Annotated in this window: 23 protein-coding genes; 7 read left to right on the top strand and 16 right to left on the bottom strand. The window is 69.5% G+C overall.

The genetic code is table 11. The features are described 5' to 3' along the window. Positions 1-4: 4 nt before the first annotated feature. Positions 5-1,213, top strand: coding sequence for a PPE domain-containing protein (locus OQ968_RS06105; protein ID WP_324675710.1), 1,209 nt, complete (start codon positions 5-7; stop codon positions 1,211-1,213). A 7-nt stretch (positions 1,214-1,220) separates the two neighbouring features. On the opposite strand, the gene OQ968_RS06100 is transcribed toward OQ968_RS06105, so the two are convergent. Further along, positions 1,221-1,994 (bottom strand): TIGR03084 family metal-binding protein, encoded by a 774-nt coding sequence (locus OQ968_RS06100; protein ID WP_324675962.1) that lies wholly within the window; start codon positions 1,992-1,994, stop codon positions 1,221-1,223. Between the two features lie 12 nt (positions 1,995-2,006). Further along, positions 2,007-3,293: an MFS transporter gene (locus tag OQ968_RS06095; protein ID WP_324675708.1), complete on the bottom strand. Its 1,287-nt coding sequence runs from the start codon at positions 3,291-3,293 to the stop codon at positions 2,007-2,009. A 117-nt stretch (positions 3,294-3,410) separates the two neighbouring features. On the opposite strand from OQ968_RS06095, the gene OQ968_RS06090 reads away from it, so the two are divergent. Continuing rightward, entirely contained in the window at positions 3,411-4,040 is a 630-nt protein-coding gene (locus OQ968_RS06090) for a YqgE/AlgH family protein (RefSeq protein ID WP_420715850.1), read from the top strand. A 6-nt stretch (positions 4,041-4,046) separates the two neighbouring features. Here the strand turns inward: OQ968_RS06090 and OQ968_RS06085 are convergent, their stop codons facing one another. Next, a complete protein-coding gene (locus OQ968_RS06085) occupies positions 4,047-4,388 on the bottom strand; it encodes a hypothetical protein (RefSeq protein WP_324675704.1) in 342 nt (113 codons plus the stop codon). A 69-nt stretch (positions 4,389-4,457) separates the two neighbouring features. Then, positions 4,458-5,492, bottom strand: coding sequence for an LpqN/LpqT family lipoprotein (locus OQ968_RS06080; RefSeq protein WP_324675702.1), 1,035 nt, complete (start codon positions 5,490-5,492; stop codon positions 4,458-4,460). Positions 5,493-5,679: 187 nt separating this feature from the next. On the opposite strand from OQ968_RS06080, the gene leuS reads away from it, so the two are divergent. Continuing rightward, the gene (gene leuS, locus OQ968_RS06075) at positions 5,680-8,592 is read left to right on the top strand and encodes a leucine--tRNA ligase (RefSeq protein ID WP_420715839.1); all 2,913 of its coding nucleotides are present in this window, start codon (positions 5,680-5,682) and stop codon (positions 8,590-8,592) included. A 6-nt stretch (positions 8,593-8,598) separates the two neighbouring features. On the opposite strand, the gene OQ968_RS06070 is transcribed toward leuS, so the two are convergent. The 12 genes from OQ968_RS06070 to OQ968_RS06015 form a co-directional block, all read right to left on the bottom strand. After that, positions 8,599-9,270 (bottom strand): SDR family oxidoreductase, encoded by a 672-nt coding sequence (locus OQ968_RS06070; protein ID WP_324675700.1) that lies wholly within the window; start codon positions 9,268-9,270, stop codon positions 8,599-8,601. A gap of 47 nt (positions 9,271-9,317) precedes the next feature. Then, complete coding sequence (locus OQ968_RS06065) at positions 9,318-9,818, bottom strand: MarR family transcriptional regulator (RefSeq protein ID WP_324675698.1); 501 nt, start codon at positions 9,816-9,818, stop codon at positions 9,318-9,320. 124 nt (positions 9,819-9,942) lie between these two features. Beyond that, entirely contained in the window at positions 9,943-10,674 is a 732-nt protein-coding gene (locus tag OQ968_RS06060) for a GntR family transcriptional regulator (protein WP_324675696.1), read from the bottom strand. A gap of 96 nt (positions 10,675-10,770) precedes the next feature. Beyond that, on the bottom strand, positions 10,771-11,583 hold the full coding sequence (locus OQ968_RS06055; RefSeq protein WP_324675694.1) for an LLM class F420-dependent oxidoreductase: 813 nt from the start codon (positions 11,581-11,583) through the stop codon (positions 10,771-10,773). Positions 11,584-11,598: 15 nt separating this feature from the next. Continuing rightward, positions 11,599-12,501 carry an alpha/beta hydrolase gene (locus tag OQ968_RS06050; protein ID WP_324675692.1) on the bottom strand — a complete coding sequence of 301 codons (903 nt, stop codon included), beginning with the start codon at positions 12,499-12,501 and terminating at the stop codon, positions 11,599-11,601. Positions 12,502-12,527: 26 nt separating this feature from the next. Continuing rightward, positions 12,528-13,736 carry a DUF1214 domain-containing protein gene (locus OQ968_RS06045; protein ID WP_324675690.1) on the bottom strand — a complete coding sequence of 403 codons (1,209 nt, stop codon included), beginning with the start codon at positions 13,734-13,736 and terminating at the stop codon, positions 12,528-12,530. 2 nt (positions 13,737-13,738) lie between these two features. Beyond that, on the bottom strand, positions 13,739-14,542 hold the full coding sequence (locus OQ968_RS06040) for a sugar phosphate isomerase/epimerase family protein (RefSeq protein WP_324675688.1): 804 nt from the start codon (positions 14,540-14,542) through the stop codon (positions 13,739-13,741). 1 nt (position 14,543) lies between these two features. Beyond that, the gene (locus OQ968_RS06035; RefSeq protein ID WP_324675686.1) at positions 14,544-15,713 is read right to left on the bottom strand and encodes a sulfotransferase; all 1,170 of its coding nucleotides are present in this window, start codon (positions 15,711-15,713) and stop codon (positions 14,544-14,546) included. Then, positions 15,710-16,837 carry an LLM class flavin-dependent oxidoreductase gene (locus OQ968_RS06030; protein ID WP_324675684.1) on the bottom strand — a complete coding sequence of 376 codons (1,128 nt, stop codon included), beginning with the start codon at positions 16,835-16,837 and terminating at the stop codon, positions 15,710-15,712. The genes OQ968_RS06035 and OQ968_RS06030 overlap by 4 nt, the downstream gene beginning before the upstream one ends. Positions 16,838-16,903: 66 nt before the next feature. Beyond that, a complete protein-coding gene (locus OQ968_RS06025; RefSeq protein ID WP_324675682.1) occupies positions 16,904-18,007 on the bottom strand; it encodes an inositol-3-phosphate synthase in 1,104 nt (367 codons plus the stop codon). Positions 18,008-18,085: 78 nt separating this feature from the next. Then, positions 18,086-18,628, bottom strand: a complete 543-nt coding sequence (locus OQ968_RS06020; protein ID WP_324675680.1) for a PadR family transcriptional regulator — start codon at positions 18,626-18,628, stop codon at positions 18,086-18,088. Between the two features lie 110 nt (positions 18,629-18,738). Beyond that, the gene (locus OQ968_RS06015; RefSeq protein ID WP_324675678.1) at positions 18,739-19,617 is read right to left on the bottom strand and encodes a DUF1707 domain-containing protein; all 879 of its coding nucleotides are present in this window, start codon (positions 19,615-19,617) and stop codon (positions 18,739-18,741) included. Positions 19,618-19,742: 125 nt separating this feature from the next. Here OQ968_RS06015 and OQ968_RS06010 point away from each other — a divergent pair, with 125 nt between their 5' ends. From OQ968_RS06010 to OQ968_RS05995, 4 genes are read left to right on the top strand one after another with little or no spacing between them, the layout of a single operon-like run. Continuing rightward, positions 19,743-20,168, top strand: a complete 426-nt coding sequence (locus tag OQ968_RS06010) for a DUF5318 family protein (RefSeq protein WP_324675676.1) — start codon at positions 19,743-19,745, stop codon at positions 20,166-20,168. Then, positions 20,161-22,791, top strand: coding sequence for a transglycosylase domain-containing protein (locus OQ968_RS06005; RefSeq protein WP_420715838.1), 2,631 nt, complete (start codon positions 20,161-20,163; stop codon positions 22,789-22,791). The genes OQ968_RS06010 and OQ968_RS06005 overlap by 8 nt, the downstream gene beginning before the upstream one ends. Further along, positions 22,788-24,446, top strand: coding sequence for a glycosyltransferase family 87 protein (locus tag OQ968_RS06000; RefSeq protein ID WP_324675674.1), 1,659 nt, complete (start codon positions 22,788-22,790; stop codon positions 24,444-24,446). Before OQ968_RS06005 ends, OQ968_RS06000 begins: the two co-directional genes overlap by 4 nt. Next, on the top strand, positions 24,443-25,084 hold the full coding sequence (locus OQ968_RS05995; protein ID WP_324675672.1) for a DJ-1/PfpI family protein: 642 nt from the start codon (positions 24,443-24,445) through the stop codon (positions 25,082-25,084). The genes OQ968_RS06000 and OQ968_RS05995 overlap by 4 nt, the downstream gene beginning before the upstream one ends. The last annotated feature ends 116 nt before the right edge of the window (positions 25,085-25,200 follow it).

The raw sequence follows: 25,200 nt of genomic DNA, 5'->3' as shown, positions 1-25,200 counted from the left end.
ACCAATGGCCGACCCCAGATTCAGCGGTCCCCCCGAAACGGTCGCGCTGATCTTCGAGGCGGGCAGCCCGGCGTCGGTGATCGCGAACAACGCGGTGTGGGTCGCCGAAACCGCGAACAAGGAATTGGCCGCCGGCCTGTCCACGGTCAACGCCATGGCCACGGCCGCGAACTGGCAGGGCGCCGGTGCGGTCGCGTCGCTGGTGGCCAACACCGGACTTAACGTCGGGCTGCACACCCTGGTGGGGTGGACGGCACACAAGATCGGCGTCACGCAGGCCGCGGTGGAGGCGTTTACCATTGCGCGGTCATCGGTGATCCCGTCGGTGATGTCGATCAGGAATCGCGTCGAGACCCAGGCGCTGTACGACACGAATTTCATGGGGATCAACGGCCCGAACATCGTGGCGCACGAGTCCGAGTACCACGGCGATCACTGGCCGCACAATGCGAGCGTGGGCTGGGCCTACTCCGCCGCGCTGAGCGCGTTGACCGCCGCATTGGCCGTTCCCCCACCGTTCGCGCCGATGGGCGCGTCGCCGGCCGCCCCGGCGGCCGCGGGTGAGGCGGTCGCCCAAGCGGCGGCGCAGAGCGGCATGAACAATGCGGTGCAGGCGTCGGGTCAGGCCACCCAGGCCGCGGGGCAGGCGGGTTCGGCGCCCGCCGATGCCGGCGGCCAGCTCAGTTCGATGTTCGGCCAGCCGATGCAGATGGTGTCCGGCATGACCCAGCCGCTGCAGGACGCGTTGAAGGCGCCGATGGACGCGTTTCAAAGCGTCGGCAGCATGCCGCAAGGCTTCCTGTCGTCGATGACCGGGATGTTCTCGGCGGCCGGGGCGCCGAACGCTTCGGCCGGCGCCCTCGCGGAACCGGTGCTGGCCGGCGGCGGGGCCGCGGGAGGGGCGGGCGCCGCGGGCGTCGGCGGCGGGGTCGGAGCCGGCGGCTTCCCGGGCGCCGCGCTGACCAGCTACACCCGCCCCACCAGCAGTTTCGAGCCGGAGGCCGGCGGCCGACCGACCAGCCTGCGCGCGGGCGTGCTCAACGCCGCCGACGTGCGCGGGCCCACGACGTCGACCGGGATGGGCGGAACCCCGATGCCGATGTCGCCGGCGGGCATGCTGGCGCGCGGGACCGGTCCCGAGTCGGACAAGGACGCCGTGACGCGCGCCCGGGTCGTGGTCGGCGGCGACAGGACGGACCCGCAGGACGCGTAGGTCGCGCTCAGCGGCCGGGGCCCGGTGGGCCGGCAAAGGCTTGCGCGATCTCCAGCCAGCGCTGGGCGTCCGTCCCATGCGCCGCGACGTCCAGCGCGCTCAGCGGGCGCCGCTGGGTGACCAGGAAGCAGAAGTCCTCGGCGGAGCCCGTGACCCGTTGGGCCGCGTCCGGCGGTCCCCATGACCACGTGTCGCCGCCGGGTCCGCGCAGCTCGACCAGGAACGGCTCGGCCGGCGGAGTCAGGTTGTTGACGGCGAACGCGTAGTCGCGGGTCCGCACCCCCAGGTGCGCGATCGAGCGCAGCCGCTCGGAGGCGGGCCGGGTGACGCCCAGGGCGTCTGCGACGTCGAGCCCGTGCGCCCAGGTCTCCATCAACCGGGCGGTCGCCATCGAGGCCGCGCTCATCGGCGGCCCGAACCACGGCAATTTGCGCCCGTCGGCCACCGTCAGCAGCGCCTCGTGCAACCGGCCGCGGGTCGCCCGCCAGTCGGCAAGCAACTCGGCCGGCGCCACGCCCGCCAGCTCCTCGGCGGCGGCGTCGACGAAGCCGACGGGATCCGCCGCCGCGGCGGCCAGCACCTCGGCGAACGCGGCCTCGTCGGTGACCGCGGTCAGCGCGACCCGGTCGGTCCACAACAGGTGCGCGATCTGGTGCGCGATGGTCCAGCCCGGCGCCGGCGTCGGTTCCGCCCAGCGCTCGGCCGGAAGGGGCGCCACCAACGCGTCGAGGTCGTCGCTTTCGGCGCGCAAGTCGGCCACGATCGGCCCGGGTCCCGCCATCATCGCCCCACCTTAACGGCCGCCCACCGGCTGGCTCCGACGGCCGACGACGCCGTGAACGACGAGCCCGAGCAGGTACAGCGCCGACCCGAACAGCACGAACCCGGGCGCATGCCCGTCTTGCGGAATCACGGTCGCGGCCAGCGTGGTCGAGGCGATGAACGCGACCCAGAACAGCGCATCCTGCACTGCGAACACGTGGCCGCGCAGCGCGTCGTCGACGTCGATCTGCATCGCCGAATCGGCGCACAGCTTGATCATCTGGCCGGTCACGCCGAGCAGGAAGCTGCACGCCACCATCACGGGCAGCCACAGCCCTGCCCCGGCGAACTCGATCAGCGCGGCCGCCGTCAGCGCGCCGTTCGCCGCCGCGTAGCGCCCCCACCGTCGCACCGTGGGCGGGGTCAGCACCGTGGCCAGGAAGGACCCGAGGCCCGAGGCGGCGAAGAACACCAGCGCGATGCCCAACCCGCCGACCGCCGGGTCCTTCGTGTGATGCGCCAGCAGCAGCAACACCAGCGAGTTGATGCCGACCACCATCCGGTGCGCGGCCAGGCCGGACAGGGTGGCGGCCACCGTCGGGTAGCTCACGACCGTGCGCGCGCCGTGCAGCCAGCCGGTGACCACCGCGTAGACGGCCGATCCGTGGATCGCACGCTTGGTGTCGTCCGGGCCGAGCACCCGGGGGGCGAACCGCCACGACAGCAGCAACGCGGTCGCCACCGGGATCGCGTCCAGGAAAATGACGACCGACGCTCCCCGATCGCCGGCGCCGACGATATAGCGGGGCACCAGCATGAAGTTGGCACCGAGGAAGGCCGCGATCGCGCCCGCCGCGGTGGCCACCGAGTTCATGGTCACCACCTGTTCACGCGGAACCACATGCGGCAGCGACGCCGACAGCCCCGATGCCACGAACCGGCCCAGGCCGTTGGCGACCAGCGCCGCAACGAGCAGCGGCATTTCGCCGGCGCGAACCGCCAGGATCGTGCCGATCACCGCGATCAACATCAGCCGGCCGATGTTGGCGCCGACGAGGACCAGCCGGCGATCCCACCGGTCCATCAGCGCCCCGGCGAACGGCCCCAGCAGCGAGTAGGGCAGAAACAGCACCGCGAACGCCCGCGCGATCGCCATCGGGTCGGCGGCCCGATCGGGGTTGAACAGCAGCGCCCCCGCCATCCCCGCCTGGAAGAGGCCGTCACCGAACTGGCTCGCCATGCGCAGCTGCAGCAATCGCCAGAAATCCGGCAGGCCGCGCACCGACCGCCAGAGTTCGACGCGTGCTCGCGTGCGCATCCGGGTTTGAGACACAGAACCGACTTCCACGATCGGGGCTGGCAGGGGGCCGTCGAACTCGACGCCGCTCTAATAACATTACAAATGCGACTGGGGCGGGCCCGTTTCCACCGGACGATGCCGCGGGAATGCGATGATGGTGCTGTGCCGCCCGAAGATCCAGAGGACCATGTCGCTCCCGCCGCGCAGCGGGTGCGCGCGGGTACGTTGCTGCTCGCCAACACCGACCTGCTCGAACCGACGTTTCGGCGCAGCGTGATCTACATCGTCGAGCACAACGACGGCGGCACACTGGGTGTGGTGCTCAACCGGTCCAGCGAGACCGCGGTCTACAACGTGTTGCCGCAGTGGGCCAAACTCGCCGCCAAGCCGAAGACGATGTTCATCGGCGGGCCCGTCAAGCGTGACGCGGCACTGTGTTTGGCGGCGTTGCGAGTGGGCGCCGACCCGGACGGCGTGCCGGGCCTGCGGCATGTGGCCGGCCGGATGGTGATGGTCGACCTGGACGCCGAGCCCGACCTGATCGCGCCCGTGGTGGAGGGAGTGCGGATCTTCGCCGGATACTCGGGCTGGACCATCGGTCAGCTCGAGGGCGAGATCGAGCGCGACGACTGGATTGTGTTGTCCGCCTTGCCATCCGACGTTCTGGTCGGGCCCCGGGCCGACCTGTGGGGACAGGTGCTGCGCCGCCAGCCGCTGCCGCTTTCGCTGCTCGCGACCCACCCGATCGACGTCAGCCGCAACTAGCGCCGCTCAGTGGCAGGACTGCGTGCACATGGCGCAGTCGCCGGCGCAGCCGGACGCGGCCGCTTCCTCCCGGCGCAGCGCGAAGCGCGCGCTCTGCAACGACCCGGCGGCAAGCGTGCCGAAAGCGCCTGCGACACAGACGATCAACACCACCAGCGCGGTTTGCGGGGACGCGGCCAGCGCCACCGCGCCGCCGGCGGCCAGCATTATCGCGGCGGCCAACTGTGTCGGCGCCAACGCGCGCAGCGCCAGCTGTGTGGTGCCGACGGCGCTTTGCGACAGCGACCAGGTCCCGAACCCGGCGGAGGCCACCGCCGCGCACACGCACACCACGCCCGCGATCAACATGGGCATCACAATACGAGTCCCGCCGTCGACCCGCGCGCCGGGTTCCACAGGGCGCGCGTCGGCGCTGAATCAGCGCTGCAGGAAGCTGAAGTTCGGCAGCGGCGGCAGCCCGGGCACCAGGGTCAACAGGTTTGGCCTCGGCTGCGCCGCGGGCGGTTGCCCCGCCGCCTGTCCGGGCAGCCCGAGGGGAGCGGTACCGGCCGCCTGCCCGGGAAGCCCGACGGGTGCCGCCCCGGTGGGGGTCTGCCCGGGTAGCCCGACGGGGGAGTGTTGCGGCGCCTGCGCCGGAACCCCGGCCGGGGGGCTGACCGGGGCCGGTGCGGGCGCGGCCGTCGCGGCCCCGGGCGCGGTCACCCGGAACCCGTTGATGATGGCGTCGGTGGCCGGGGCGTCGGCGACCGCCTGCGAGCGGTCGGTGGTCACCGACAGCGACACCAGGTACCGGTCGTGGCCGGACGTGGCGATGACGTTGCGCCGCGAGGTGTTCAGCAGCATGTCGCCGTCACGGTACGTGCCCTCCATGACCGAGGACGGGAAGCCGCCGAAATCGGCCATCGAGGCGTTGGTGGTCTGCCAGGCGAGCAGTTTCTGGCTGTCGACGTAGCCGTGCGTGATCGCGTCCCTGGGATCGAAGTCACCCACCAGCTTGTACACCACGACCTGCGCGTTCGATGTGTAAACGCTGTTGCCCTGCCGGTCCGCGATCACCGCGAACGCGTCGGGCACATTGGGATCGGGCACCTGCGTCCAGCGCGGCGGCACCGGCAGCGTGATGTCGAGCGCCTTGAACCCCTGCGGTTTTTGCGGCTCGAACCTGACGCCCTTTGCCTGCAGGTACTCGCGGATCGTGCCGGAGCCCGCCGGGGTCACCGTCGGCGCCGGGCTGGCCGACGGCGGGGAGGCGGTGAATCGGTTCCCGTTGAGCGCTCCGGGACTGATGACGTTCTGGGGCGCCGGCGCGGCGACACCCGGACCGGCGGGCGCGGGTGGGGGCGCCGGGACCAAGGGTTCCGCCGAGGCCTGGGCGCCCGAAAAAACCGCGACGCCGATCAGGCCGGCGACCAGACCCCCTAAGACCCGATAATTCGGGGTGATCTGACTCATGGCTCGGTCCTTCCCAGGTCCTTCCCAACGACTCAGGCGTTAGTACAGAGGCTGACTGTAACCAGTGGTCAAACGCGGTGAATAGGCCCGAAACACACCTGGGATGAACCTCTGACCGGTGCGCAACGCAACCGAGATCAACCTGTGGCCGGCGGGGGCGGGACGCCCGCCCTTATACCCTGTTCAGGTGACCGAATCCCCGATCGCGGCGGCCGGCAGCAACCCGGCCGGTGCCCCGACGGACTCCGATGCGCCGCCACACCGCTACACCGCGGAGCTGGCGAACCGTATCGAAGGCACCTGGCAGGACAACTGGGCGCGGCTGGGGACGTTCAACGTGCCCAACCCGGTCGGCTCGCTGGCCCCCGCCGACGGGTCCCCGGTGCCCGACGACAAGCTGTTCGTGCAGGACATGTTTCCCTATCCCTCCGGCGAGGGACTGCACGTCGGACACCCGCTGGGCTACATCGCCACCGACGTCTACGCCCGCTACTTCCGCATGACCGGCCATAATGTGCTGCACGCGTTGGGGTTTGACGCCTTCGGGCTGCCCGCCGAGCAGTACGCCGTGCAAACCGGCACCCACCCGCGCGCCAGGACCGAGGCCAACGTGGTGAACTTCCGGCGTCAGCTCGGCCGGCTGGGCCTCGGCCACGACAGCCGGCGAAGCTTTGCGACCACCGACGTCGACTTCTACAAGTGGACCCAGTGGATCTTCCTGCAGATCTACAACGCGTGGTTCGACACCGCGGCCGGCAAGGCGCGTCCGATCGCCGAGCTGATCGCCGAATTCGATTCCGGCGCACGCCGTCTCGAAGACGGCCGGGACTGGACAGCGCTGTCGGCGGGGGAGCGGGCCGACGTGATCGACGGCCACCGGCTGGTCTACCGGTCCGACGCGATGGTCAATTGGTGCCCGGGCCTGGGCACCGTGCTGGCCAACGAGGAGGTCACCGCCGAGGGCCGCAGCGACCGGGGCAACTTTCCGGTGTTCCGGAAACGCTTGCGGCAGTGGATGATGCGCATCACCGCCTACGCCGACCGGCTGCTCGACGATCTCGACCTACTGGACTGGCCGGAAAAGATCAAGACGATGCAGCGCAACTGGATCGGCCGCTCCCGCGGCGCCCAGGCGCTGTTCTCCGCGACCAAGACCAACGGCGAGGTCACCGACATCGAGGTGTTCACCACGCGGCCCGACACCCTGTTCGGCGCCACCTACCTGGTGCTGGCCCCGGAACACGACCTGGTCGACGAGCTGGTCGCGCCCGCCTGGCCCGACGGGGTGGACCCGGCGTGGACGTTCGGGGCCGCCGGCCCGGCCGAGGCCGTCGCCGCGTACCGCCGCGCCATCGCGGCGAAGTCGGACCTCGAGCGCCAGGAGAGCAAGGACAAGACCGGCGTCTTCCTGGGCAGCTACGCCACCAACCCGGCCAACGGAAAACCCGTGCCGATCTTCGTCGCCGACTACGTGCTGGCCGGATACGGCACCGGGGCCATCATGGCGGTCCCCGGCCACGACCAGCGCGACTGGGAATTCGCCCGCGAGCTACACCTGCCGATCGTGGAAGTCATTGCCGGCGGCGACATTTCGGAGGAGGCCTACACCGGCGACGGCGTGCTGGTGAACTCCGGCTACCTCGACGGAATGGGCGTGGCGGCGGCGAAGGAGGCCATCATCGCGCGGCTGGAGGCCGACGGCCGCGGCCGGGCGCGCATCGAATTCAAGTTGCACGACTGGCTTTTCGCGCGACAACGGTACTGGGGTGAGCCGTTCCCGATCGTCTACGACAGCGACGGACGCCCGCATCCGCTCGACGAGGCCGCGCTGCCGGTCGAGCTGCCCGACGTGCCCGACTACTCGCCGGTGTCGTTCGACCCCGACGACGCCGACAGCGAGCCGTCGCCGCCGCTGGCCAAGGCCACCGATTGGGTGCACGTCGAGCTGGACCTCGGCGACGGCCTGAAGCCCTATACCCGCGACACCAACGTGATGCCGCAGTGGGCGGCCAGCTCCTGGTATGAGCTGCGGTACACCGACCCGCACAACCCGGAACGGTTCTGCGCCAGGGAAAACGAGGCGTACTGGATGGGGCCGCGGCCGGCCGAACACGGCCCCGACGACCCGGGCGGCGTCGACCTGTACGTCGGCGGCGCCGAACACGCGGTGCTGCACCTGATGTATTGCCGGTTCTGGCACAAGGTGCTCTACGACCTGGGTCAGGTCAGCTCCCGGGAGCCCTACCGCCGGCTGATCAACCAGGGCTACATCCAGGCGTTCGCCTACACCGACGCTCGCGGGTCGTATGTGCCGGCGGAGCAGGTGATCGAGCGCGACGGCCGCTTTGTCTATTCGGGGCCCGACGGCGAAATCGAAGTTTTTCAGGAATTCGGGAAAATCGGTAAGAGCCTGAAGAACTCGATATCGCCCGACGAGATCTGCGACGAGTACGGCGCGGACACCCTGCGGGTGTACGAGATGTCGATGGGGCCGCTGGAGGCGTCGCGGCCGTGGGCCACCAAGGACGTCGTCGGTGCCCACCGTTTCCTGCAGCGGGTGTGGCGGCTGGTGGTCGACGAGGACACCGGCGAGACCCGGGTGGTCGACGACGCCGGCCCGCGGGAGCTGGACACCGAGACGCTGCGGGCCCTGCACCGCACCATCGCGGGGGTGACGGAAGACTATGCGGCACTGCGCAATAACACCGCGGCGGCCAAGCTGATCGAGTACACCAACCACCTCACCAAGGAGCACCGCGACGCGGCGCCGCGCGCGGCGGTGGAGCCGCTGGTGCTGATGTTGGCGCCGCTGGCCCCGCACATGGCCGAGGAACTGTGGCTGCGGCTGGGCCACACCACCTCGCTGGCGCACGGCCCGTTTCCGGCGGCCGACCCCGCCTATCTCGTCGAGGAGAGCGTCGAATATCCCGTGCAGGTCAACGGCAAGGTGCGGGGGCGGGTGGTGGTGGCGCCCGACGCCGGCGAGGACATCCTGAAGGCCGCGGCGCTGGCCGACGAAAAGGTGCAGGCCTTCCTGGCGGGTGCCACCCCGCGCAAGGTGATCGTGGTGCCCGGCCGGCTGGTCAATCTCGTCGTCTAGCAAGGCCTATCGCCGGCCCGGCCGGATCACCACCTCGTGGACATGGCCGTCGGGCGGGGCGGCGACCACGTTGGCCACCACGGCCGCGACGGTCTCGGGCCGCAGGAAGTCGGCGGGGTCGTACTCGCCGCCTTCGAACGCGACGAGTTCGCGCTGCATGCCGGTGTCGGTGCGGCCCGGATATATCGTCGTCACCCGCAGCTCCGGCTCGTCGTCGCGTAGCGAGTCGGCGAACGCGCGCAGCGCGAACTTGCTGGCCGAATAGGACGCCATGCCCGACGACACCTTGCGGCCCGACCCGGAGTTGACGAACACGACCTGACCGCGGGCGCTGCGCAGCGCGGGCAGCAGCGCCAGTGTAAGAGCCACGGCCCCAAAGACATTCACGGCGAAGGTGGCGCGCCACTCCTCGACGCTGGACTCGGCGACGTGGCCGGGGATGGAAACGCCGGCGTTGTGCACCAGCACGTCGAGCGCGTCCACGACCTCGCAGCTGGACCCGATGGCGTCGGAATCGGTCAGGTCGAGCGGAAACGTTGTGGCGTCGAGCCGGGCCGCGACGGCATCCAGCCGGTCGGACGGGCGACCGGCCAGCAGCAGGGCGTGCGTGGGCGCCAGCGCGGCGGCGATGGCGGAACCGATGCCGCCGCCGGCGCCGGTGATCAGAGCAGTTGGCATGCGGCCAGCTTACGGGCATCGCCAATGATGTTGGGAATCAGCCCTTTTCACGCCCGCTTGCGTGCCGACGATTCGCCTTCCGCGTCGTGCACCGCCTCGCCGAAGGCCAGCCGCTCCAGCGGCGCCAGCGCCTTCGCCAGGGTGTTCAGGTCGGATTCGTCGAGCTGGCTGAGCATCGCCGCCAGGGCGGCGTGCCGGTTGGCCAGGGACTCGGCATGAACGGCCCGCCCGCGCGGGGTGATGTCGACCAGCACGGCGCGCAGGTCCGACGGGTCGCGGGATCGCTTCACCAGCCCGATCTTCTCCAGCCGGCGGATCGCCACGGTCGTGGTGGGGGTGCGCACCCGCTCGTGTGCGGCCAGGTCGGTCATCCGGATGGGTCCCTGTTCGAGCAGCGTGATCAGGATGGAGAGCTGCGCCAGCGTCAGGTCGCCGGCCACCACGCCACTGGGGTCCCCGCGGCGCAGGATGGAAATGAGTTTGGACAGCGCACGGTGCAACCCTTCCGCAAGCTCCGTCACCTCGGGCGCGGTGGATGTGTCCGCCATAGTTTGGCAGTCTAACCGGATATCGGGTGCGGACAAGATGGCTATTGGCGACTTTGTTTAGCCCGCATCAAAGTCACGTCGGAAAGGAAACTTCGCCCGTCATTCATAAAGTCGGCGGGCGCGTTCAGAGCGTGATGGACGGCTCGGTGCCCGCCGATTCGGCGCCGGCCAGCGCCCGAAGAGGCCCCGGAACAACGGTTTCGGCCGGGGTGAACACCCTGCGCCGGAACAGCTCGGACAGCATGGTCTGGGCCATCAAGTAGGAACGGCCGACGCACGCGGCCCGCGCGGCTTCCGAGTCACGCCGGTGGATGGCGGAGGTTTCGTCCTCGTAGAACGGCAGCATGCCGTCGCGGCTGTCCTGGTAGGTCATCCAGAACACCCGCGGGATGAGGTTTTGCGAGGCGCGGATGGTGGCGTGCAACCGCGGGCCCGCGTACTCGTCGTTGATGGTGCGCCGGTATTCCGCGGCGAATTCGGAAAAGGCCCGCGCGTCCTTTGCGGTGCGCAGCGATCGCAGCAGCGCGTCGAGTTGGCCCAGGATCCGCGGCGTCGGGTTGGTGGCCGCTCGCGCCGACGCGATGCCGTTCAGCAGGCCGTCGAGTTCGTGGTGCTCGAGGACGGTGGCCTCGTCGAACCGCTCGACGAACGCGCCCCGGTGATAGCGGGTGGAAACGATGCCGTCGTGTTCGAGTTGCACGAGCGCCTCTTGAATGGGGACGCGACTCACTCCCAGGCCCACCGCGATCTCGTTGCGGTCGACGCGGTCACCGCTGCGCAGCTTCCCGGTCAATATCAGGTTGAGGATGTGGTTGACAACCTGATCTTTTTCTTTGACCCCGTATTTCTTCGGCATCGGTCTCTTTTCCCACGAGGCAATCAGCGGAGGAAGTTTCTCACGACTTGGCGCCCGCGTTGCGATGTTTCGCCGATGAATTGCCGGCGAAACCGACTAGCGCCGGTCGCGCCACCGGCACAGCGCCTCGGCGGCACTCAGGTCGTAGTCCGGGCCGTTGACGCCGACCGTCAGCAGCGTCACGCCCAGGGCGGTGAGGCCCTCGGCGTTGGCGATCAGCCCGTCGAGGCCCTCGCCGCGGCGGACACCGCTGTTGTCCTCCACGCCGGCCGACCGTTCGATGGCGGCCGGGTCGCGTCCGACGGCCGCGCAATGCTCCTCCAGCACGGCTGCCGCGGCCGGGTAGGTGTCGACGGTGGTGAAGCCGTGCCAGATGTCGCCGTACTCGGCGACCAGCCGCAGGGTCTTGCGTGGGCCCTTGCCGCCGATCAGCACCGGGATGTCGCGGGTCGGTGGCGGGTTGAGCTTGGCCAGCCGCGACTTGATCCGGGGGAACGCGGCCGCCAGGTCGTCGAGACGGCTGCCCGCGGTGCCGAACTCGTAGCCGTATTCGTCGTAGTCCTTTTTCTTCCAGCCCGATCCGATGCCGAGGATCAGCCGGCCGTCGGAAATGTGGTCGACGGTGCGGGCCATGTCGGCCAGCAGCTCGGGATTGCGGTAGGAGTTGCACGTCACCAACGCGCCGATCTCGATGCGCGACGTCTGCTCGGCCCACGCCGCCAGGACCGTCCAGCATTCGAAGTGCGGCCCGTCGGGATCGCCATAGAGGGGAAAGAAGTGATCCCAGGTGAATGCGATGTCGACGCCGATGTCTTCGCAACGGCGAACCGCGTCGCGGATGTTGCGGTAATACGGCGCGTGCTGCGGCTGCAGCTGCACACCGATTCGAATGGGCCGTTGCACAGTCATAGGACCACCGTAGGCTCAGCGCCCGTCGAGCACCCCGCGCAGGATGTTGATCAGCGCGCGGGGCTGATCGCTTTGGACGGAGTGGCCGGAATTTTCGACGATGTGCGCGGTGCGGAAATTCGTTGCGCGCCTGGCGAGTTCGTCGGCATCCTCGTCGGTGACGAAGCCCGACGAACCGCCGCGCACCAGCGTGATGGGCGCCGACAGCGCGTCGACGTCCTCCCACAGGCCGGCGAAGTCCGGAAAGGTGCGGATGGCGTCGTAGCGCCACATCCACTTGCCGTTGTCGAGCCGGCGGGAATTGTGGAAGACGCCGCGGCGCAGGGCCTTCACCTCGCGGTGCGGGGCCGCGGCGATCGTGAGGTCCAGCATGGCCTGGAAGCTGGGGAACTCGCGCTCCCCGTGCATCAGCGACACCGTGCCCTGCTGCTCCTTGGTCAGCTCCGAGTGCCGCTGCAGCGCGGACGGGGTGACGTCGATGAGGACCAGCTCGGGCACCAGCTCGGGGGCGATCGCGGCGAGCCGTATCGCGGTCAGCCCGCCCAGCGACATGCCGACCACGAGTTCGGCCGATGGCGCGTGCTCGCGCAGCACCGGCGCCAGGGCGTCGGCGTTGTGCCGCGGTGAGTAGTCGCCGTCCTCACGCCAGGCGGAATGCCCATGGCCGGGCAGGTCGACCGCCAGCGCGGGCTGGCCGATGCCGACGACGACGGTGTCCCAGGTGTGCGCGTTCTGCCCGCCGCCGTGCAGGAAGACCACCCGCGGTGCGGTGGCGCCCCAGCGCAGGGCGCTGACGGCGCCCGCGTCGACGCGCTCGACTGCCGGCAACGGGCCCGAAACACCCGCCTGCTCGGCGTTCTCGGGCAGCAGCGAGAACTCGGACAGCCCCGCCAGTTCGTCCTCGGAGATCTCGGTCACGATCTACAGACACTAGAGGACACGCTTCAGAGGACGTAGCGCCGGCGAATCGCGCGGAACCGCTCCCACATCGCCGCGGTGCGTTCCGCCGCGGTCACCCTGGCGGTGTCCGCGGGAAGGATGCGCAGCAGCTCGTCGTACTTGATGGTCCGGGTGCTCAGCACGGCGGGCTGGCCCTCCAGCATGTGCCGGTAGGTGAGGTTGCCGCGCTCGAAGCCCTGGGTGTCCAGCCAGTTGTGCACGCCCGGATCGCGGTGCGCCATGACCAGACGCACCCGGCCGTCGCGGTCGGTTTTCGTGCGACTCGGCGTGTAGCTCACCGGGCGGTACAGGTAGTCCATGCTGTTGAAGAAGACGCCCATGTTGGTCAGCATCCACAGCCCGTCGTGGGCGTCGAATTCGACGATCAGCGCCTCGTCGGGTCCGAGCTCCCAGTACATGTTGGCGGCGGCGCGGCCGCGCTTGGCGTCCGCGTCGGTGGCGTCCACCCGGGGGAAGGTGTTGGGGTGCTCGGCGTCGACGCCGCCGTGGGTGAAGGGGAACTCCGGCCAGTCGGACATCAGGCCGGTGACGAAGTCGCCGGCCCAGCCCATCGCGTCGACCATCGCGGCGGGCGTCGGCGGCGGCTTGGGGGAGGCCATGTCGGTCCGCTCGATCCGCATCCGCGCCGGCGTCTCGTCCCATCGGTCGAACCCCTGGCGGATGAACACCTTGCGCGAGCCCGGGGTGGTGGGCAACCAGTTCGGGCCGCGTTCGGGCCCGCCGATGTAGAGCTCGAATTGCCCGTCGCCGCCGACGACGAGTTGATGGCCGTGCAGGTTGGCCTCCGGTGTGTCACCGAACGGTTCGTGCAGCACGCCCGGCCCGGGACGGCGCGGGCCCTGGACGGTCACGTTGAAAAACCGTGAGGTGCCCCGGCTGCCGGTGAGCCGGTAGGTCGAGCGCCCGTCGATCCACGCCTGCTGGTAGGTGAAGTCGGCGCAGTCGCCGCCGAGTTTGCGGGTGGGGCCGCAGAACGTGTGCAGCACCGGGTAGCGGGTGTCGCGGGTCTCGAGCGCCAAATCGAAGGCCTGGCCCAGGTTTTGGGTGAGAAAGCGGAAGGCGTCGGCGCGCTGCGCGCCCGAGGTGGCGTTGGCGTCCTTGAAGGCCTGCTCGCCGGCGCGTTGCAGCCGTTCGCAGAACGCGGTCCACGCGGACCGCAGTTCCGCGTCGTCGGGCCCGTCGCCGAATGCCATCGTCACGCTCCCAGCCGGTCGAGCATCGCGGTCACGAAATCGCATGCGCGCCGGGCGGATTCGAGCCGACCCTCGTTCTCGATCCGGGGGCCGATGAGCTCCAGGTCGAAGCCGTGCGCGTAGCCAGCTTTGAGGGCCTGGGCCACGAACGGCTCGATCGGGATCGTGCCGTCGCCGGGGACCGCCCGGGCCGGCAGCGCGCGGTCGCCCAGCACGTAGTCGCTGAGCTGGACGAGCGCGGTCCGCGGCAGGGCGCGTGCCACGGTGGCCTCGAAATCGCCCTCCGCCCAGCAGTGAAACAGGTCGATGCAGATGGAAAGCCCGCCCATCTCGGCAAGCGTGATGGTGTCGCGCAGCGTGTGGGCGAGATGGATGTCGGCGTACAGGCTGGAGGCGTTCTCGATAGCCAGCGCGACCCCGGCGCGGTTGGCGCGCTGCACGCAGGGGCCGACCATCGCGCAGAACCGGTCGGCGGCCTGTTTCCAGGTGAGGGCGCCGCGACCACCGGTGAGCAGGTAGACGGTACGCGCGTCGACCCCGGCCGCGGCGTCGATCACCGCGCACAGCGCGTCCCGCGCAGCGCGCGGGTCGGCGGACAGCGAGCCGCCCGCGAAGAGGTGGTACACGGCTTCGACCGTGTAGTCGTTGCGCCGCAACAGCGTTGGAAATTCGGGATCGAGCAGCTGGCTGTCCAGGATGCTCAGCCGGGACACCCCGAGCGCGGCCCAGTATTGCTGCAGCTCGGCCAGTGACGCGCCGTGAAAGGTGACGCTGTGCACGGACAGGCGTTGGTCGACCGCCGTCACGTCAGGCCCGCTTCTCGATCTCGACGCCGAATCGTTCACGGAACGGCTGGAATTCGGCGTGCAGCGCGTCGAGGTCTTCGCCGATGTCGACGAGCAGCCGGGTGGAGTAGGTGAACTTGCCGTATCGGTCCGGGCGGTTGTCGGCCAGGTAGGCGCGCATCGCCGACTCGGCTTCGGCCGTCAGCTCCCGCCCACAAAACGCGTAGTAGCGCCGCACCGTGGCGACCGGATCGGCGATGAAGTCGGCGTAGCGGACGTGCAGGATGCGCGGATCGTCGACCAGCGGATTGCTCATCGTGTTGGCGATGCTGGCGCGGGTCATCTCGAGATGCTTCTTGGCCTCGGCGTGCAGATCGACGGGACCGATCATGCCGTCGGCGATGTCGGCCATCATCATGGTGCGCGACGCTGCGACCTGTACCGGGTCCCGGTGCAACCAGACCATGAACGCGTCGGGGTAGGTCTCGAACAGCTCCTTGAGCCGGAAACCGTGAAAACCCTTCAGGACCCAGTACTTTCGCGGCCGGTTGTACTGCAGCTGTTGCAGCATCGCCTTGTGCAACCGGTACTGTGCGGCCGGGTCGGTGGGCAGGCCGCCGACCAGCGACTGCATCGGCACCCGCCACCACGCCGTCGGCGTCATGACCCGGAAATCGAAGGCCCAGGTGCGTTCGTCCTCGGGCAGGCCGTCGCCGAGCATGTCGTTGTAGGGGTGGCTGTGCAGCCATTTGGGCATCTTGGCGTTGATCTCGCGCCAGTCCGCGTCGGCCCGGTCGCGCCGGTCGTCGTCGGCGGCGGCGATGCCCGGCGGCGGCGAGGGATACATCACCTCCCAGAACCGCAGCGCCCGCGCGTGCGGATCGACGGACATCAGCGCGTGCACGAGCGTTGTGCCCGAACGTGGTTCGCCGGTGACGAACATCGGGGCCTGGATCACCTCGTCGCCGATCGGGTACCGGCTGCGGTCCTCGATGAACTCGAGACGCGATGTGAGCAGCCACCGGCACACCTGCGCCGCTTGCCGCCTACCGTCGGCATCCAAGCCGAGGCCGTTCAGGTGGTCGACGGCGACGGCGAAGCGCTCGGGCAAGGTGGGGTCGCCGTAGTCGCGCAACCCGGTTTCGGCCTCCGCGGCGCCCAGCAGCTCGGCGGCGTCCAGGTGTTCGCTCACGACGGGTCCCCGCACAGCGCCAGCAGTTGGTCCTCGGCCGCGCGAACGTTGGTGGCCGAGGACTCGGCGTGCTTGCGGCCCGCCATGGCGCCGTAGTCGAGGATTTTGGGCACCCGCAGGCCCGCGTCCACATACGTCTTGATGATCTTGGCAACCTGTCGCGGCGTGCCGTGCGGCACGACGGCGAGCAGCATTTCCGGCCGGACGCGCCGCAGGAACGCGATGATGCGTTCGCGGGTGAGCAGCGCCGGGTCGATGTCCTGGAATCCGCGCCAGCCCTCGCCCATCGGGTGCTCAAACCCGAAGCCGCGCAACGTTTCTGCCGATACCTGCAGCAGGAACGCCTTGACGAGGGGCGCCTGCAGGATCTCGGCCAGGGCGTCCTCGTCCTCGCCGATCAGGCACACCTGGATGAAGCACGGCGTGATCGCCGTCGGATCGCGGCCGGCGCGTTCGGCGGATGCCCTGACCGCGGTCAGCATGTCGGCGTAGTGCTCCGGGGTCCAGGCGCCCGCCGGCCACCACCCGTCGGCGTGGCGTCCCGCGATGTTGAGCATCCGCGGGCCGCTGGCGCCGATCCAGATCCGCGGCGGCTCACCGCCGTACGGTTCGGTGTCCAATCGGGCGTGCCGCAGCGAGTAGAACCGCCCGTCGAAATCGACGGGACCGTCGCTGTCCCAGAGCAGGCGGATCACCGTCAGCGCCTCCTCGAAGCGGCTCACCGGCCGGGAGAAGTCGAAGCCGTAGGGCAGCGTGTTCTCGCTCTCGCCGCTGCCCAGGCCGAGGACGAAACGGCCCTTGGCGAGATGGTCGATGGTGAGCGCCGTCTGCGCCAGCATGGCGGGATGGCGGCGCACGGTGTCGACGACGGCGCTGACCAGCGGCACGTTTTCGGTCAGGACCGCGGCCGCCGCCGCCACAGCTAGCCCGTCCAGGTGGCGGTGCGGCGACGGCGACGCGGCGGCGAGGTCGGTGAACTCGGGAGTCCAGAGCGCGTCGGGCCAGAAGCTGACCATGTGATCCGGCAGCCAGATCGAGTGGTAGCGGCCACCGTCCAGCTCCGACAGCCGGGACAGGTCGAGCGGAAGCGTCGTGCGCAGGAACGCGGCGGGCTGAACTCTCATCGAGAGATGATGCTAAGCACCCGCCCAGCGCCGTGTCGACGAATCCGCCGCGAGAGGCAGCCGGCCCTAGCCGACGATGAACTCCTCGAGCTGGGCGCGCGCGACGTCGTCGGGCAGCTGCCGCGGCGGGCTCTTCATCAGGTACGCCGAGGCCGGGATCACCGGTCCGCCGATGCCGCGGTCCTTGGCGATCTTGGCCGCCCGCACCGCGTCGATGATCACGCCCGCCGAGTTCGGCGAGTCCCACACCTCGAGCTTGTACTCCAGGTTCAGCGGCACATCGCCGAAGGCGCGGCCCTCCAGCCGCACGTAGGCCCACTTGCGGTCATCGAGCCAGCCGACGTGGTCGGACGGGCCGATGTGCACGTCCTTGGTCTTGAACTCACGCTGCAGGTTGCTGGTGACGGCCTGGGTCTTGGAGATCTTCTTCGACTCCAGCCGCTCGCGCTCAAGCATGTTGAGGAAGTCCATGTTGCCGCCGACGTTGAGCTGCATGGTGCGGTCCAGCTGCACGCCGCGGTCCTCGAACAGCTTGGCCATCACGCGGTGGGTGATGGTCGCGCCGATCTGGCTCTTGATGTCGTCGCCGACGATCGGGACGCCGGCGTCGGCGAACTTCTTGGCCCACACCGGGTCCGAGGCGATGAACACCGGCAGCGCGTTGACGAACGCCGCGCCGGCGTCGATGGCGCACTGGGCGTAGAACTTGTCGGCGTCCTCGGAGCCGACCGGCAGGTAGGACACCAGCACGTCGACGTTGTTCTCCTTGAGAACCTTGACCACGTCGACCGCCTCGGCGTCGGAGACCTCGATGGTGTCGGCGTAGTACTTGCCGATCCCGTCGAGCGTCGGGCCGCGCTGCACCGTGACGTTGGTCGGCGGTACGTCGGCGATCTTGATCGTGTTGTTCTCCGACGCGAAGATCGCCTCGGACAGGTCGAAGCCCACCTTCTTGGCGTCCACGTCGAATGCCGCGACGAACTTGACGTCGCGCACGTGGTAGGGACCGAACCGCACGTGCATGAGGCCCGGCACCGACGCTGTCTCGTCGGCGTTCTGGTAGTACTCGACGCCCTGGACCAGTGAGGACGCGCAGTTTCCGACGCCGACAATGGCGACTCGTACCTCGGTGTGCGCCTCCGGCGCCCCTACGGGCTGGTGCTCACTCATAGGGCGTTCTCCTAACCTCATTACGTTTGCCTCGGATGCTCGGTGACTTGTTGGTTTCGTGCGGATTCGTGCAAGGGGTTACATCTGCTCGGACAGGCCGGGCATGGCCCGCTCCGCGGCGATCAGCTCGTTGAGCCACTTGACCTCGCGCTCGCTGGACTCGAGCCCGAGTTGATGAAGCTGGCGGGTGTAGCGATCGAACGAGCTGCTGGCCCGCGCCACGGCCTCGCGCAGACCTTCTCGGCGTTCCTCAACCTGCCGGCGGCGGCCTTCCAGAATGCGCATCCGCGCCTCTGCCGGGGTGCGATTGAAGAACGCCAGGTGCACCCCGAAGCCGTCGTCGGTGTAGTTGTGCGGGCCGGTGTCGGCCACCAACTCGCTGAAGCGCCGACGCCCAGCGTCGGTCAGTTGGTAGACCCGCCGTGCCCGCCGGACCGGCGTGCCGGCCGGGGCGGCGTCCTCGGCGATCAACCCGTCGGCCTGCATGCGCCGCAGCGCCGGGTACAGCGAACCGTACGAGAACGCACGGAACGCACCGAGTAGGCCGGTCAGCCGTTTCCGCAACTCGTAACCGTGCATGGGCGACTCGATCAGGAGACCCAGGATGGCGAGCTCCAGCATCGACTCACCTCCCTTGCTTTGCTGGTTACGACGGTCCGACGCCTCGCGTCATCGTATCGTCTCGATATATTTGCCTCAACACCACCCGATGTTGGTGCGGCATTGGGCCGCTACGTGGGCAAATTCAGCCGCTTGGGCGTTCCGTCGCCGGCGAAGACGATGGAGCCCCCGCCGTAATCGGACGAGACATACAGCGACAGCGACAGCGCCCCGGGCGCCGTGGGGTCGGTGCCGGGCTCGATGATCAGGTACATGGTCTGGACGTCGGACTGCTTCATGTGCAGGGTCTGCGGGGCGCCGCGCATGACTCCGACGGCCGCCGCGATGTCGAACTTGCTCAGGTCGACGGCGACGGCGCCGTCGGCGGAGCTCTTGGCGGAGCTGGTCGGGTCGCTCCAGCCGCCGCGGTAGTCGTAGGACAGCATCCGGCGGCTGTCGGAGGGGTCGGGGCGATCGAGTATCGCGTACGTCGGGTAGACCACCATCCGGAAACCGATGGTGTCCCCGAACCTCTTGCGGGTTTGCTCCATCAGGCCGGTCAGCCCGCCCAGCGAATGCAGCTGCGTGGGAGCGGTCAGCACCACCGCGCCGATTCCGTCGGGCTTGGCTCCCGGATCCTCGCGGCCCTTGCCGACGTCCAGCGGCGAGCCGGTGCTGCCGTACAGGCCCCATCCGATGCCGACGCCCAGCAGCACCGACACGATGAACGCGGCGGCCAGGATGCCCCACCCGCCGAATTTCGGCGGCGACTTGGGAACACGGAGCTGCACCGGCGCGCTGTCGACCTGCAGGTCGGCCACCAGCGCCCGCAGCTCACCCAGCGTGACGGCGTTGGTCGCGGCGCTGACCCGCTCCCGGTGCTCTTCGCCGGACAGCTCGCCGTCGCTCAGGGCGTTGTCGAGGATCGCGCAGGTGTCCTGCCGGTCGCTGTCCTTGGCGCGGGTCGCCGACGTCGTCCCGCCGAGGGGTGCCCCGAGCCATTTCGCCACGGCCATGATCGTAGGAGCCCGAATCGAGTTCGGCACCGAATGTGACGAGCGATTACGGCGGCTCGGCCAGCGCGACCGCCTCGGTTGCATATCGGCGGCCGGGATGGCGACGTACTCTGGTCTGCGTGCGACTGCAGCGACAGGTGGTGGAGTACGCGCTTCGGCGGCGCGCGGTGCTGGCCGAGGTGTACTCGGGCCGCACCGGTGTGTCGGAGGTGTGTGACGCCAACCCCTATCTGCTGCGCGCCGCGAAGTTTCACGGGAAACCCAGCCAGGTGATGTGCCCGATCTGCCGCAAGGAACAACTCACCCTGGTGTCGTGGGTGTTCGGCGAGCACCTGGGCGCGGTGTCGGGCTCGGCGCGCACCGCCGAAGAGTTGGTCATGTTGGCCACGCGCTACGAGGAGTTCGCGGTCCACGTGGTGGAGGTGTGCCGCACCTGCAGCTGGAACCACCTGGTCAAGTCGTATGTGCTCGGCGCGGCACGCCCGCCAAAGGGGACGCGCGGCACCCGGACTGCGCGCGACGGCGCCCGCACGGCCATTGAATAACGAAGGGCGCCACGACCAGTCGTCCAACGACCCGGGCGGGCCAGCGACTGAGCGCGTGGGCAAGCATGCAAGCACCGACCCGCCGGACCACCCCGACCGGCCGGGCGACGGCGCGCGTCCGGGGCCGCGCCCGCGTCGTCCGCTTCCGCCCGACGACCGGATGACGACGATCCTGCCGCCCGTCGCCGACGACCGGCCGTTCCGGCGGCGTGACCCCCTCGAAGAGGTGAAGGCCGCGCTGGACGCCCCCGCCTCGAAACCCCTGCAGCCAGACGCGATCGACGAGGTCAAGGCCGCGCTCGATACCCGTCCGCGGCGTGAACGCCCGGCGTCCGGGCCACGGCCGCCGGCCGGGCCGCCACCCCCGCCGCGACGGCCGGGCGGACCCGACGAGCCGATCGGGCCCGGCCCTCGGGCACCCGGGCCGAGGCTGGACTGGAGCTGGATCGACCAGATCAATTGGCGCTGGGTGCGACGGGCGGCCTACCTCACCGCGGCGGTGCTGGTGCTGTTGCCGATCGTGACGTTCACCATGGCGTACTTCATCGTCGACATTCCCAAACCGGGCAACATCCGCACCAACCAGGTCTCGACGATCCTGGCCAGCGACGGCTCGGAGATCGCCAAAATCATTCCCCCGGAAGGCAATCGGGTCGACGTCAACATCAACCAGGTGCCCGTGCACGTGCGCCAGGCCGTGATCGCCGCGGAGGACCGCAACTTCTATTCCAACCCGGGCTTCTCGTTCAGCGGATTCGCGCGGGCGGTCAACAACAACCTCTTCGGCGGCGGCGACCTGCAGGGCGGGTCGACGATCACCCAGCAGTACGTGAAGAACGCCCTCGTCGGCTCCGCGCAACACGGGTTCAGTGGGCTGCTGCGCAAGGCCAAGGAGTTGGTCATCGCCACCAAGATGTCGGGGGAGTGGTCCAAAGACGATGTGCTGCAGGCTTACCTGAACATCATCTACTTCGGCCGCGGCGCCTACGGCATATCGGCCGCCGCCAAGGCCTACTTCAACAAGCCCGTCGAGCAGCTCACCGTCTCCGAGGCCGCGCTCCTGGCGGCGCTGATCCGGCGACCGTCCACTTTGGACCCGGCCGTCGATCCCAAGGGCGCGGCGGCCCGCTGGAACTGGGTGCTAGACGGCATGGTGGAAACCAAGGCGCTGTCGCCCAGTGACCGTGCGGCGCAGGTGTTTCCGCCGACCGTGCCGCCGGATCAGGCCCGCGCGCAGAACCAGACCACCGGCCCCAACGGCCTGATCGAGCGTCAGGTGACCAAGGAGCTGATGGAGCTGTTCAACATCGACGAGCAGACCCTGAACACCCAGGGGCTGCAGGTCACCACCACCATCGATCCGAAGGCCCAGCAGGCGGCGGAGAAGGCGATATCGAAGTACCTCGACGGCCAGGACCCCGACATGCGCTCGGCCGCGGTGTCCATCGACCCGCACAACGGCGCGATCCGCGCCTACTACGGCGGCTCCGATGCCAACGGTTTCGACTTCGCCCAGGCCGGCCTGCAGACCGGATCGTCGTTCAAAGTGTTCGCCCTTGTCGCCGCGCTGCAGCAGGGCATCGGGCTGGGCTACCAGGTAGACAGCTCGCCGCTGACGGTCGACGGAATCAAGATCACCAACGTCGACGGCGAGAGCTGCGGAACCTGCAACATCGCCGAGGCGCTCAAGCTCTCGCTGAACACCGCCTACTACCGGCTGATGCTCAAACTCAAAAACGGGCCGCAGGCCGTCGCGGACGCCGCGCATCAGGCCGGCATCGCGAAGAGCTTCCCCGGCGTCGAGCACACGCTGTCCGAGGACGGCAAGGGCGGGCCACCCAACAACGGAATCGTGTTGGGGCAGTACCAAACCCGGCCGATCGACATGGCGTCGGCGTACGCCACCCTGGCCGCGTCCGGCGTCTACCACCGGCCGCACCTGGTGCAAAAGGTCGTCAACGCCGACGGCCAGGTCCTGTTCGACGCCGGAGGCTCGGACAACAACGGCGAGCAGCGCATCGACAAGGGCGTCGCGGACAACGTCACCGCCGCGATGCAGCCCATCGCCGCCTACTCTCGCGGCCACGCCCTGGCCGGCGGACGCCCGTCGGCCGCCAAGACCGGCACGGTGCAGCTGGGGGACACCAAGGCCAACAAGGACGCCTGGATGGTCGGATACACGCCGTCGCTGTCGACGGCCGTGTGGGTGGGAACCGTCCAGGACAACGTGCCGCTGGTAACCTCCTCGGGCGCAGAGGTTTACGGCTCGGGCCTGCCGTCGGACATCTGGAAGGCGACCATGGACGGCGCGCTGAAGGGCACGCCGAACGAGAACTTCCCCAAGCCGAGCGAGATCGGCGGCTACGCGGGGGTGCCCGCCGCGCCGCCCCCTCCGCCCCCGCCGCCGTCCGAGCAAGTCATCCAGCCCACCATCGAGGTGGCGCCGGGCATCACCATCCCGGTCGGCCCGCCCACGACGATCACGATGGGGCCGCCGCCACCGCAGGGGCCGGGCGGCGGGCCGCCGTTCGGTGTCCCGCCGGGTGGCCCCCAGGCCCCGCCGCCGGGTGGCCCGCCGCCACCGTTCGGTCAGCCGCCACCGTTCGGCCAACCGCCGCCGTGACGAGCACCCAGCAGCAGCGCGCCCCCATCTCGCCGCGACCCCTGGCCGCGGACCTGCGCAGCGCCGACAACCGCGATTGCCCCAGCCGCACCGACTTTCTGGGTGCCGCGCTAGCCGACGCGATCGGCGGGCCGGTGGGCCGGCACGCGCTGATCGGCCGGGCCCGGCTGATGACCCCGCTGCGGGTGATGTTTCTGATCGGGCTGGTGTTCCTGGCGCTCGGCTGGTCGACGAAGGCGGCCTGCCTGCAGAGCACCGGCAGCGGGACGGGTGATCAGCGGGTCGCCAACTGGGACAACCAGCGCGCCTATTACGAGCTGTGCTACTCGGACACGGTGCCGCTCTACGGCGCGGAGCTGTTGAGCCAGGGCAAGTTTCCGTACAAGTCGAGCTGGGTCGAAAACGACGCCAGCGGCGCACCGCAGACCCAATACGACGGCAAGCCCGCGGTGCGGTACATGGAATATCCGGTGCTGACCGGCGTCTATCAGTACGCGTCGATGGCCGTGGCCAAGACCTACACCGCGCTGAGCAAGATCGCGCCCCTTCCGGTCGTCGCCGAGGTGGTGGTCTTCTTCGACGTCGCGGCGTTCGGGCTGGCGCTGGCGTGGCTGGCGACCGTGTGGGCGACCGCCGGCTTGTCCGGGCGCCGGGTGTGGGACGCGGCGCTGGTGGCCGCATCGCCGATCCTGATCTTTCAGATCTTCACCAACTTCGACGCGCTGGCAACGGCATTCGCGATGGCCGGGCTGCTGGCGTGGGCGCGGCGCAAGCCGGTGCTCGCCGGCCTGCTGATCGGACTGGGCGCCGCGGCCAAGCTGTATCCGCTGCTGTTCCTGGGGCCGATGCTGGTGCTGGGCATCCGGACCGGGCGCTTCGGCGCCCTGGCCCGCACCGCGGGCGCCACCGCGGCGACCTGGCTGGCGGTGAACCTTCCTGTGCTGGTGCTGTTTCCGCGGGGGTGGTCGGAGTTTTTCCGGCTCAACACCCGCCGCGGTGACGACATGGACTCGCTGTACAACGTCGTCAAATCGTTCACCGGCTGGCACGGTTTCGATCCCAAGCTGGGCTTCTGGCAGCCGCCCACGGTGCTGAACACGGTGGTCGTGGTGTCGTTCGTAATATGTTGCGCGGCAATAGCTTACATCGTGTTCACTGCTCCGCAGCGGCCCCGGGTGGCACAGGTGGTGTTCCTGATCGTGGCGGCATTCCTGTTGACCAACAAGGTGTGGAGCCCGCAGTTCTCGCTGTGGTTGGTGCCGCTGGCGGTGCTGGCCCTGCCGCACCGCCGAATACTGCTGGCGTGGATGACGATCGACGCGGTGGTATGGGTGCCGCGCATGTATTACCTGTACGGTAACCCGAATAGGGCGCTGCCCCAGCAGTTCTTCACCACGACGGTGTTGCTGCGCGACATCGCGGTGGTGGCGCTGTGCGCGTTGGTGATCCGGCAGATCTATCGCCCGGACGAGGATCTGGCGCGCTGGGGCGGGCGGATCGACGATCCCGCGGGCGGGCCGTTCGACCGTGCACCCGACGCCCCGCCCGGTTGGTTGCCGCAGTGGCTGCGCCCGGCCGGCCCGAAACGGTCGACCGCGCCGGCGCCCGAGACCGGCGCCGAATTAGAAACCGCGACCGCCGGAGGACGATCATGACGCAGGTCGCCATCCCGCTCTTCCCGGGGTTCACCGCCCTGGACGCCGTCGGGCCTTACGAAGTGCTGCAACGCATTCCATCGATCGAGGTGGTGTTCGTCGGGCACCGCCGTGGCGAGGTGCGTACCGAAAACGGGATGCTGGGCATGGCGTGCGACGCCACGTTCGACGAAGTCGGCACACCCGACGTGGTGGTGTTCCCGGGCGGTATCGAAACCCGCCCGCTGATTCACGACGACACCATCCGCGCGTGGCTGCAATCGGTGCACCCGAACACCACGTTCACCACCTCGGTGTGCACCGGGGCGCTGTTGCTCGCCGCGGCCGGCCTGCTCGACGGGCTGACCGCGACAACGCATTGGCGGGCCGCGGACCTGCTCAACGAGTTGGGTGCGCGCTATGTGCCCGAACGAGTCGTCGAGCATCTGCCGCAGCGGATCATCACCTCCGCGGGGGTGTCCAGCGGCGTCGACATGGCGCTGCGGCTGGTCGAGCTGCTCGTCGACCGCCGGGCCGCGCAGGCGGTGCAACTGCTCATCGAATACGACCCGCAACCGCCGTTCGATTCGGGTGCGCTGGCCAAGGCCGACGACGCGACGGTGGCCAGGGCCAACGACTACCTGCGGGCGCGCCGATAGCCGGCGCCGCGCCCGGATTATCGGCGCGGGCCGGCCGTCCGGTACCCTGATGCGGTTGCCGACGCAGGCGACCCTCCTGCCACGGATCGACCGTGGCCGCTTGAGACCAGAGGAGG

This window comes from Mycobacterium sp. 663a-19, from assembly GCF_035616495.1.
Classification (GTDB): domain Bacteria; phylum Actinomycetota; class Actinomycetes; order Mycobacteriales; family Mycobacteriaceae; genus Mycobacterium.
Note: the sequence above shows the minus strand (reverse complement) of the source record. Positions and strands in the feature narration are given on the sequence as shown.

Bases quoted from the DNA above. Each gene is read 5' to 3' on its own strand.
- OQ968_RS06090 (WP_420715850.1), top strand. From the start codon at position 3,411: ATGCCGCGGGAATGCGATGATGGTGCTGTGCCGCCCGAAGATCCAGAG.
- OQ968_RS06065 (WP_324675698.1), bottom strand. From the start codon at position 9,818: ATGGCGGACACATCCACCGCGCCCGAGGTGACGGAGCTTGCGGAAGGG.
- OQ968_RS06095 (WP_324675708.1), bottom strand. From the start codon at position 3,293: ATGCGCACGCGAGCACGCGTCGAACTCTGGCGGTCGGTGCGCGGCCTG.
- OQ968_RS06070 (WP_324675700.1), bottom strand. From the start codon at position 9,270: ATGCCAACTGCTCTGATCACCGGCGCCGGCGGCGGCATCGGTTCCGCC.
- OQ968_RS06105 (WP_324675710.1), top strand. From the start codon at position 5: ATGGCCGACCCCAGATTCAGCGGTCCCCCCGAAACGGTCGCGCTGATC.
- OQ968_RS05995 (WP_324675672.1), top strand. From the start codon at position 24,443: ATGACGCAGGTCGCCATCCCGCTCTTCCCGGGGTTCACCGCCCTGGAC.
- OQ968_RS06025 (WP_324675682.1), bottom strand. From the start codon at position 18,007: ATGAGTGAGCACCAGCCCGTAGGGGCGCCGGAGGCGCACACCGAGGTA.
- OQ968_RS06020 (WP_324675680.1), bottom strand. From the start codon at position 18,628: ATGCTGGAGCTCGCCATCCTGGGTCTCCTGATCGAGTCGCCCATGCAC.
- OQ968_RS06030 (WP_324675684.1), bottom strand. From the start codon at position 16,837: ATGAGAGTTCAGCCCGCCGCGTTCCTGCGCACGACGCTTCCGCTCGAC.
- OQ968_RS06055 (WP_324675694.1), bottom strand. From the start codon at position 11,583: ATGACTGTGCAACGGCCCATTCGAATCGGTGTGCAGCTGCAGCCGCAG.
- OQ968_RS06085 (WP_324675704.1), bottom strand. From the start codon at position 4,388: ATGTTGATCGCGGGCGTGGTGTGCGTGTGCGCGGCGGTGGCCTCCGCC.
- OQ968_RS06100 (WP_324675962.1), bottom strand. From the start codon at position 1,994: ATGGCGGGACCCGGGCCGATCGTGGCCGACTTGCGCGCCGAAAGCGAC.
- OQ968_RS06080 (WP_324675702.1), bottom strand. From the start codon at position 5,492: ATGAGTCAGATCACCCCGAATTATCGGGTCTTAGGGGGTCTGGTCGCC.
- OQ968_RS06060 (WP_324675696.1), bottom strand. From the start codon at position 10,674: ATGCCGAAGAAATACGGGGTCAAAGAAAAAGATCAGGTTGTCAACCAC.
- OQ968_RS06045 (WP_324675690.1), bottom strand. From the start codon at position 13,736: ATGGCATTCGGCGACGGGCCCGACGACGCGGAACTGCGGTCCGCGTGG.